Source organism: Moritella sp. PE36, assembly GCF_000170855.1.
Lineage (GTDB): Bacteria > Pseudomonadota > Gammaproteobacteria > Enterobacterales > Moritellaceae > Moritella.
In genome coordinates, this window is record NZ_ABCQ01000089.1 from 1 (window position 1) to 10,250 (window position 10,250).

A 10,250-nucleotide genomic window follows, 5' to 3' on the forward strand; every position below is an offset into this window, starting at 1 on the left:
TATCTTATCACCTACGACCAAGATAGGGCTTGCGATGAATGTAGCTATAAACATTCTTCAACAATAGTCTTAAAAAATCGTCATACAACTATAAAAGTAGCACGGAACTTATACACATGGACATTAAAGCCATTCAAGCGTTATCGAAACAAGATATGGACGCTGTCAATGAACTCATTTTAGCTCGACTGCAATCCGATGTTGCCCTCGTTAATCAAGTGGGTTATTACATTGTAAATGGTGGCGGTAAACGCATTCGTCCACTAATAGCAACGTTAAGTGCACGCGCACTGGGTTACCAAGGCCAACAACACGTAGATGTAGCTGCTATTATCGAATTTATTCATACTTCAACCTTATTACATGATGATGTGGTTGATGAGTCTGACATGCGCCGTGGTCGCAAAACCGCGAATGCGGCATTCGGCAATGCGGCAAGCGTGTTAGTGGGTGACTTCCTTTATTCACGTTCTTTCCAAATGATGGCAAAACTGAATAACAGTAAAATTATCGATATTTTATCTGATGCAACCAATGTTATTGCTGAAGGTGAAGTATTACAGTTAATGAACTGTAATGATGCAGACACTGACGAAAAGCGTTATATGGATGTTATCTATTACAAGACAGCCAAGCTATTTGAAGCGGCAACGCAACTGGCTGCCGTTATCGCTGAGCAACCAGCTGATATTGAACAAGCTATGATTGATTACGGTGTACATTTAGGCGCTGCATTCCAGCTTATCGATGATGTAATGGACTATACTTCTGACGCCCAAGAAATGGGTAAAAACGTTGGCGATGACCTTGCCGAAGGAAAACCAACACTACCGTTAATTCATGCAATGGCTCATGGCACCGAACAAGAAGCATTAATGGTGCGTGAAGCTATCGAGAAAATGAATGGCATGGATAATCTTGAGGCGATCTTAGCAATTCTTGAACGTAACGGGTCACTGAACTATTGTTTTGATAAAGCCCAGCAAGAAGCCGAGTTAGCCGTTAAAGCAATTGCGGTACTACCTGAGTCAGAATATAAACAAGCGCTTATTTCACTGGCTTATATTGCAGCTAACCGCAGCAATTAAGCAGTAACCGATTAGCGATATTAAAAGCCGCCTGATTACTCAATAGCGAATAATCAGGCGGCTTTTTTGTACCTGAAATTCAAGATACAAAAAAGGCCGCACCAGCGACCTTTTATTTATCAGTTATAACCAAATAGACTTATACGTCGTATGGGTTAACTAATATTATTGTTTCGTTACGATCTGGGCCAGTTGATACGATATGAATTGGCACGCCCGTAATTTCTTCAATACGCTTGATGTAAGCGATTGCAGCTTCTGGAAGTTGCTCTAGTGTTGTAGCACCGTATGTTACGTCGCTCCAACCTGGCATTTCTTCGTATACAGGTTCAACAAGTTCATAACCGTCAGCAGCCATAGGTGGCACGTCAAGGATTGAACCGTCTTGTTGCATGTAGCCAGTACAGATTTTCAACGTTTCTAAACCGTCTAATACGTCTAGTTTAGTTAGGCAGAAACCTGTAATGCTGTTTAACTGAACTGCACGTTTTATTGCAACTGCGTCAAACCAACCACAACGACGTTCACGTCCAGTAGTTGCACCAAATTCATGGCCTTTAGTACCTAGGTGATTACCGATTTCATCATCAAGTTCAGTTGGGAATGGACCAGAACCAACACGTGTAGTGTAAGCTTTAGTAATACCAAGAACGTAATCGATGTGACATGGACCAAAACCACTACCAGTAGCGACGCCACCTGCAGTTGTGTTTGATGATGTTACATACGGGTAAGTACCGTGGTCGATATCTAGTAACGTACCTTGAGCACCTTCAAACATGATGTCATCACCGCGGCGACGTGCATCATCAAGAAGTGATGTTACGTCTACGATCATGTCTAGTAGAATAGGTGCAACTTCGTGCATCTGTGCTAGCACATCTTCGTAGCTTACTTCTGGTTCGTTATAGTAATGCTGTAGTTGGAAGTTATGGTATTCCATTACATCTTTCAATTTAACAGCAAACTGTTCCATGTTGAATAGATCGCCAACACGTAAACCACGACGCGCCACTTTATCTTCGTAAGCGGGACCGATACCACGACCAGTTGTACCGATTGCTTTTTTGCCCAGTGCTTTTTCACGGGCAGCATCTAGCGATACATGGTATGGCAGGATTAATGGACACGCTTCACTGATAAGCATACGCTCACGAGCTGGGATGCCTCGATCTTCAAGCATTTTAACTTCAGTCATTAATGCATCAGGTGCTAGAACTACACCATTACCAATGATACATTTTACGTTTGAACGTAAAATACCAGATGGAATTAAGTGAAGAACTGTCTTTTCACCATTGATTACTAATGTGTGACCAGCATTGTGACCACCTTGGTAGCGCACAACATATTTAGCTCTGTCAGTTAGTAGATCAACTACCTTACCTTTACCTTCGTCACCCCATTGAGTGCCGAGAATAACTACATTCTTTCCCATGATACCGTCGCGGTTGTTGGTTAAAAGAGGATTCTAGCAAAAATTAAATCAAAATGTTTAAAAAATTTGATTTCTATCTCATTAAAATCAGAAAATACAAGTTTACTTGTTGTTCTGCTGTACAAAAAATTTACAACATAAACAATAAAACGACACCAGTTACCACCAGGCAACCAGCATATTTACGCACTTTGTCAGCGGGCTGTAGGGTAATCAACGAGAGCATTTGTTGCCATTGCTTAGGCAGCAACAGCGGCATAATACCTTCAATGATAAATACAATCGCTAACGCTAACCACAATTCATTACCCATTTGACCACCTCATTATAGTGCGACAAAACGTAAGCACCAAAAAAATAGCATAAAAAATCCGCTCACTCAGGAACGGATTGTAAATTAGTTTAATCAGATCTCATTTAGAGCATATGATCGACTATTTTGCGGTAGCAGCACTCACATTTGCTTGCGGACGCATTGCAACAATCGATATTATGATAGCAAGTGCAGTCGGTAATACCCAAGCTAAACCTTCATCAAAGAGTGGTAAGAAGTCAAAACCACTCATTGCCAGACCCGCCACTTTCATGCCGTCTAATACACCAAACATGGATGCAACAACCATGACGAAACGGAATGCAAACTGTGGATTAGGGAAGCGTTCTTGCAATAAGATCAGCGCAACAATCGCAATAGCCAGTGGGTATACTGCAAATAATACCGGTACAGAAATACTGATTAACTGAGATAAACCAACGTTAGCAACAATTGCACATACGATACAGTTAATAATAACCAGCATTTTGTATGACCATTGTGGTTTTAATTCATGGAAGAATTCTGCCACTGCACTTGCTAAGCCAATAGCCGTAGTTAAACATGCTAATGTTACAACCGCTGCTAAGATGTACTGACCAGGCAATCCGAATAAGGCTTGTACATAAGTCGCTAAGATCATCGCACCATTTACATCAGCACCAACGGCAATAAGCGATTGGCTCGTTGCACCTAAGTAGAATAGTGAAATATAAACAAATGCTAGACCAGCAGCAGCGATAGAACCCGCCATGACTAGATATTTAAATTGACCTGCTTTATCTGTTACGCCTTTGCTTTTAAGTACATTAATGATCAACATACCAAACATTAACGACGCAAACGTATCCATGGTGTTATAACCTTCGAGGAAGCCGGTAGTAAATGGGCTATCAATATACGCTTCACGTGCTAAACCAATTTCACCTTGTGGCATAATAAATACCGCAATCGCTAATACCACTAATAATATAATTAATGCAGGTGTTAAGATCTTACCAATATTATCAATCAGTTTACCTTGGCTTAAAGCGAAATAGGCAGTGATAATAAAGAAGACAACAGAATACAAAGCCAGTGTCGTATCGTTAGCAGCGTCACCTAAGAAAGGCTTAATCCCCATCTCATAAGCAACTAAACTTGTTCTTGGCGCTGCAAACGCAGGACCGATAATGATATAAATAGCCACTGCCATTGCAGTTGCAGCCATTGCAGGTAAAAAACGTGTCATGGCAATTAAACCACCGCCGGCTTTTGCGACCGCGATAATTGTAATAAGAGGTAAACCGACAGCGGTAGCAAGGAAGCCCAACATTGCCGGCATATATGATTGCCCAGCAAGGTTACCTGCTAAAGGTGGAAAGATGATATTACCTGCGCCTAAAAAGAAGGCAAACGTCATAAAACCGATGGCTAAAACATCAGCTGCTTTTAACTTAGTAGTCATTAATATACTCTCTGCTTAGATATTGTTGTGTGTTCATTCATTCACTTCTTCCGTGAAGTAAGCATGGAGAAATACCCTCCAGCCGGTGTAGCACAAAGTATTATAATTATGTTCTTGTAAAGAATTTTGTATTAGCCACTCACCCATTAATTATCGATACTAACAATCTGGTCATTAAGTGCAAGCGTAAATCTAATATCAGCTTAGTGAAATTACATTTTTAGATAAAACTCTTTGGTGAACCGTTGATAGTCATTAGAGTAACGACCATCAGATTCATGAATAGTAAGCGATTGTTTTTCCAAGTCGCGATCACCGCGTTGGATATTTATCAACATACGTTTGTAAGGTTTTTTAGGGGTAGTTTTTATGTTTAAACAAGTTATTTGCAAATTACCTAATTGTTGGCAATAAGTAACAAGTTCACATCCCGACGTATAAGGCAGTACGAGGGCAATTCGGCCATTAGGTGCTAACAGTTGCAGCGCACAATCAACCAGTTCTTGATGGGTTAAACTGCCAGTGTGTCTTGCGATTTTACGGGCGTCATCAGTAAAATTTTGGCCATGAATAAAATAAGGCGGGTTAGAGACAACAAGGTCAAACTTAGCAGGTTCATCTTTGTAGGCTTGCGTGAATGCCTGTAAAGCAACATGTTTAACTGCTATCGAAGATGGCCATGGTGAGTTATCTATATTTTTTTTTGCTTGCTGGCATGCAGACACGTCAATATCAATCGCAATGGCCTGCATATCACCCTGACAACGTTGCGCTAGCATTAAGCTGATAAGCCCGGAACCGGTACCAATATCCAGTACTTTTAGTGGTGCTGTGAACGCTGTTGTTACATCTGCCCAACCACCGAGTAAAATACCGTCCGTGCCCACTTTCATCGCACAATCGGCATGCGAAACATGAAACTGTTTAAAGCTAAAACCATTATTTTTATCGTTCACTGACTACTCTTCACTCTCTAACATAACGACAAGATATCTCATTTACTATTGCTCAGCAGTGCGCGCAAGCACTTTAGAACGTGAGAATGGGATCATTTGCTGCATCGAAAAACCATTATCTAAAATAAGTTCAAGCTGTTCATTTAATGGTCGCCATGGGTCGTAATTAAAGTAGAGATAAACCCCGTAGCCGACATCATGATCTTGCACTTTGGTGGCTTCAACGCCTAATTGCAATAACGGGATTGGCGTGTAATCCAGCCCCGCGGTAAACTTATGACTGTTATTAGTGGGGTCATAATCATCATTGATCTGAATGTCATCTCCGAAGAAAAATTCAAGCGAGCTATGGAATTGTACAGTCGGTGTGATCGCCCCTTCCGCACGAATATCGATACTGTTAACCAGATCATCTTCACTGCCTTTACCAGACAGTGGAAAATAAATATTTGATGATAGATTGAAGATATAATTCGGATCATCGTATTTACTACCGAGAGATAGGCGGTGATTACCCGAGTTCATTTCAACATCCCAAAAAGCATTAACGCCAACGCCGATTAGACTGTCTTCAGGCAAAATACCGATACCGTTAGAGATTAATATATCCTCATTTTTGTAATCGATATTCGCTTGCCAAACCAGGTCATCGGCAAAAACATTATCGAGCACATAATCCAACCCTGGATTACTCGCTAGCGATGTACCGTGTCGGTCATAATCATCATAATTACTGTGCAGCTGAAAACCAAAACTAAGGTTAGAATAAAGCGGTTTTGGAAATGAAAATGGGGTGAATTCAGGCTCCTCAGGTTCTTCTAAAATCAGTGTTGGTTTACGTTTTTCTTCACCACCGACATGACCTCGCTTTTTACCCCAATAACCTTCATTTGAAATTTTACCGCCACTCTCAGAATAATACTTATCTTCAGCAGCATGAATCAAAGGGGATAAAGACAGTAACAATGCCATAGAAGACAATAATACAGCAGAAAATAGACCACTAGGGTTCATCGAAAACACACCTTAATAATAAAACAACTCGGCTAAGATAACAAAAATACAGCATTCAAGCTAATGAATATAACCAACAACTAAACATGTTTATAGCGTATTTATAGATCCAAACTGACACTTCAACCGCGCTGCTAACACCGATAAATCATAAGTTTTATAATAGTGATTATTTCGTCATTTGAGTAGAAAACCAATACCCTCCAGGCCTCATATCTGCCATAATGACTGATTAACGTTCCAAAATTTGACGTGTCATTGTTTAATTACAGCAAATGATAACCTCATCTTCCTTTTTAACCTCTTGTTATACGGTAGTTTTATGGACTTCGAAAGTCTCGATCTAGACCCTCAATTAATTGTAGCACTTACTGATAATAATCTTGTTCAACCAACATTGATTCAACAGCAAGTACTGCCAACTGCCATGGAAGGTAGAGATATCCTTGCATCTGCACCGACTGGTACAGGTAAAACGCTGGCATTTTTATTACCAGCTATTCAACATCTGCTGGACTTTCCACGTCGCGAATTAGGTCCTGGACGAGTACTTATCTTGACGCCAACGCGAGAACTCGCGAGTCAGGTATTCCAACAAGCTAAAATGCTAGCGGCTTATACTGACCATAAAGTATCGATGGTCACAGGTGGTGTTGATTATGCTCTACACGCAGAAGTATTAAAAAATAACCTTGATATTGTCATTGCAACGCCGGGGCGTTTATTAGAATACATCCGCCGTGATGCATTTGAATGTGCAGCCATTGAAGTACTGATCCTAGATGAAGCTGACCGCATGTTAGATATGGGTTTCTATGATGATGTGAAAAGAATCACTAATGAAATGACCCGTCGTCAACAAACAATGCTATTCTCTGCAACCCTAGAAGGTCGCGGTATTGATCGTTTTGCTGAAGAACTATTGAATGAACCTGTTGAGTTTACAGCGAATCCTTCTCGTAGAGAAAAAGCTAAAATTCATCAGTTCATGCACCATGTTGATAATCACGCACACAAGCAAGCCTTGTTAGTGCATTGGTTACGAGATGAAAGCACAACACGTTCTATCGTGTTTGTAAAAACCCGTGAACGCCTTGCAGAGCTTGTTAGCTACCTGCAATCACAAGACATCCCGTGTGCATATTTACGTGGTGAAATGGATCAAGCGAAACGTACGCGTTCTTTGAACCAGTTCAAAAATGATAAAGTAAAAGTTCTGATTGCTACCGACGTTGCTGCTCGCGGTATTGACGTACAAGATGTAAGCCATGTATTTAACTTTGATTTACCACGTAGTGCTGAAATTTATGTTCACCGTATTGGTCGTACAGCACGTGCCGGTAAGAAAGGAACAGCGATCTCATTGGTTGAAGCGCATGATCTACGTATCTTTGGTAAAATTGAACGTTATACCGAAGAAACAATTAAGCGTCGTGTAATTCAAGATTTGAAACCAAAGAATAAAATTACAGCATCGAAAACAAAGAAAAAAGCCAAAGTAACGGCGACTGGTAAAAATAAAGCATCAGCGAAAGCCAAGCTTAAAGCCAAAAAACGTACCAAGAAAAATAAATCTAAAAGCAAGTAATCGTTCAAACCAACGATTAGTTAAATTAGTAAGAACCGATAAGGCGTTAAATTTATTTAGCGCCTTTTTTGTATCTGCATATTGATAGCTAACGGCTTATGATGGATAAGTAAAGACTAAGCTATCTGTATGGCTGCTCTGATGGTAGCTCTGATGGTAGTAAATAGTCATTGATACGGAACATAGGCGATTTATTAAATCCCAGATATAGAAAAGGCGGCACAGTGTGCCGCCCTAAAGTCTCTATATTTCAATCCATGAAACGCGTAGCAACCCTGCTAAAATCCTGACTCCATTTATTCCGTCAAATTTCCACTTCCCAATCCGTCGGAGTGTCCTTTTGCCTTCCTAGCACAATAAATCGATCCTGATCTATTTCTGTGTTACATCCTGTAACGTAATCCTTTGTCTTCTTCCTGAAGCTGTCCTTGTGCCGCATCCTGCAACTTAATCCTTTGGTCTTCTTCCTGAAGCTGTCCTGTGTCGCGTCCTGCAACTTAATCCTTTGGTCTTCTTCCTGAAGCGGTCCCTTTTGTTGCGTCCTGCAACTTAATCCTTTGGTCTTCTTCCTGAAGCTGTCCTTTGTGTCGCGTCCTGCAACTTAATCCTTTGGTCTTCTTCCTGAAGCTGTCCTTTGTGTCGCGTCCTGCAACTTAATCCTTTGGTCTTCTTCCTGAAGCTGTCCGTGTGTCGCGTCCTGCAACTTAATCCTTTGGTCTTCTTCCTGAAGCTGTCCTTGTGCCGCGTCCTGCAACTTAATCCTTTGGTCTTCTTCCTGAAGCTGTCCGTGTGTCGCGTCCTGCAACTTAATCCTTTGGTCTTCTTCCTGAAGCTGTCCGTGTGTCGCGTCCTGCAACTTAATCCTTTGGTCTTCTTCCTGAAGATGTTCCCGCCTCGTCCTTGTGCTTATAAATATACGTCATTAACCCTGCGCAACAAGCGCGTAAATTCAATTAAATTACACAAATTGACAAGAGACAAAACACATAAAACAGTAAGCCATTGATAGAAATGAATATAACAATGAATCACGAGTGTAATACTAGGTCTAATACCGAGATAAACACCGTGATGTAACGACTATCTCCCTCACCATAAATAGTCGATGTCTTACACGTCGAAATCTAGCCACTCAGTAGATAATATTGTGAATATAAAATACACAGCATATACCCAAACTAAAGTTGTAAAACTTAAAATTTAACGATAAATAATGTTGTTAAAAACAAACATACCATCAACATCTATAAGTAGATCTAAAGGTAAAGAACCAAGGAAGTAAGTTTATATAAGATGAGATGAGTTATGCCAGAAAATTAGTTGGTGGAAAATCGTAATAAAGCGTTTATTAAATCCCAGATATAGAAAAGGCGGCACAGTGTGCCGCCCTAAAGTCTATACTTTCAATCCATGAAACTTGTAGCAACCCTGCTAAAATCCTGACTCTATTTATTCCGTTAAATTTCCACTTTCCAATCCGTCGGAGTGTCCTTTTGCCTTCCTAGCACAATAAATCGATCCTGATTTATTTCTGTGTTACATCCTGTAACGTAATCCTTTGTCTTCTTCCTGAAGATGTTCCTTGTGTCGCGTCCTGCAACGTAATCCTTTGGTCTTCTTCCTGAAGCTGTCCGTGTGTCGCGTCCTGCAACTTAATCCTTTGGTCTTCTTCCTGAAGCTGTCCGTGTGTCGCATCCTGCAACTTAATCCTTTAGTCTTCTTCCTGAAGATGTTCCCGCCTCGTCCTTGTGCTTATAAATATACGTCATTAACCCTGCGCAACAAGCGCGTAAATTCAATTAAATTACACAAATTGACAAGAGACAAAACACATAAAACAGTAAGCCATTGATAGAAATGAATATAACAATGAATCACGAGTGTAATACTAGGTCTAATACCGAGATAAACACCGTGATGTAACGACTATCTCCCTCACCATAAATAGTCGATGTCTTACACGTCGAAATCTAGCCACTCAGTAGATAATATTGTGAATATAAAATACACAGCATATACCCAAACTAAAGTTGTAAAACTTAAAATTTAACGATAAATAATGTTGTTAAAAACAAACATACCATCAACATCTATAAGTAGATCTAAAGGTAAAGAACCAAGGAAGTAAGTTTATATAAGATGAGATGAGTTATGCCAGAAAATTAGTTGGTGGAAAATCGTAATAAAGCGTTTATTAAATCCCAGATATAGAAAAGGCGGCACAGTGTGCCGCCCTAAAGTCTATACTTTCAATCCATGAAACTTGTAGCAACCCTGCTAAAATCCTGACTCTATTTATTCCGTTAAATTTCCACTTTCCAATCCGTCGGAGTGTCCTTTTGCCTTCCTAGCACAATAAATCGATCCTGATTTATTTCTGTGTACATCCTGTAACGTAATCCTTTG

General features: G+C 40.3%; 8 protein-coding genes. 2 read left to right on the top strand and 6 right to left on the bottom strand.

What is annotated here, in order from left to right:
- Positions 1–116 precede the first annotated feature (116 nt).
- Positions 117–1,088 (top strand): octaprenyl diphosphate synthase, encoded by a 972-nt coding sequence (gene ispB / locus PE36_RS22865; RefSeq protein WP_006034490.1) that lies wholly within the window; start codon positions 117–119, stop codon positions 1,086–1,088.
- A gap of 139 nt (positions 1,089–1,227) precedes the next feature.
- Here the strand turns inward: ispB and PE36_RS22870 are convergent, their stop codons facing one another.
- The 5 genes from PE36_RS22870 to PE36_RS22890 all read right to left on the bottom strand — a co-directional run bounded on the left by PE36_RS22870 (position 1,228) and on the right by PE36_RS22890 (position 6,256).
- Positions 1,228–2,526 carry an adenylosuccinate synthase gene (locus PE36_RS22870; protein ID WP_006034491.1) on the bottom strand — a complete coding sequence of 433 codons (1,299 nt, stop codon included), beginning with the start codon at positions 2,524–2,526 and terminating at the stop codon, positions 1,228–1,230.
- Between the two features lie 130 nt (positions 2,527–2,656).
- Positions 2,657–2,839, bottom strand: a complete 183-nt coding sequence (locus PE36_RS22875) for a DUF2065 family protein (RefSeq protein ID WP_006034492.1) — start codon at positions 2,837–2,839, stop codon at positions 2,657–2,659.
- Between the two features lie 121 nt (positions 2,840–2,960).
- The gene (brnQ, locus tag PE36_RS22880; RefSeq protein ID WP_006034493.1) at positions 2,961–4,286 is read right to left on the bottom strand and encodes a branched-chain amino acid transport system II carrier protein; all 1,326 of its coding nucleotides are present in this window, start codon (positions 4,284–4,286) and stop codon (positions 2,961–2,963) included.
- A 212-nt stretch (positions 4,287–4,498) separates the two neighbouring features.
- Positions 4,499–5,242, bottom strand: coding sequence for a tRNA1(Val) (adenine(37)-N6)-methyltransferase (locus tag PE36_RS22885; protein ID WP_006034494.1), 744 nt, complete (start codon positions 5,240–5,242; stop codon positions 4,499–4,501).
- Positions 5,243–5,287: 45 nt separating this feature from the next.
- Positions 5,288–6,256 carry an inverse autotransporter beta domain-containing protein gene (locus PE36_RS22890; protein WP_006034495.1) on the bottom strand — a complete coding sequence of 323 codons (969 nt, stop codon included), beginning with the start codon at positions 6,254–6,256 and terminating at the stop codon, positions 5,288–5,290.
- 322 nt (positions 6,257–6,578) lie between these two features.
- Between PE36_RS22890 and srmB the strand changes: the two genes are divergently transcribed.
- Positions 6,579–7,844, top strand: a complete 1,266-nt coding sequence (srmB, locus tag PE36_RS22895; protein ID WP_006034496.1) for an ATP-dependent RNA helicase SrmB — start codon at positions 6,579–6,581, stop codon at positions 7,842–7,844.
- A gap of 601 nt (positions 7,845–8,445) precedes the next feature.
- Here srmB and PE36_RS22905 read toward each other — a convergent pair.
- On the bottom strand, positions 8,446–8,700 hold the full coding sequence (locus tag PE36_RS22905; RefSeq protein ID WP_006034498.1) for a hypothetical protein: 255 nt from the start codon (positions 8,698–8,700) through the stop codon (positions 8,446–8,448).
- Between the last annotated feature and the right edge of the window lie 1,550 nt (positions 8,701–10,250).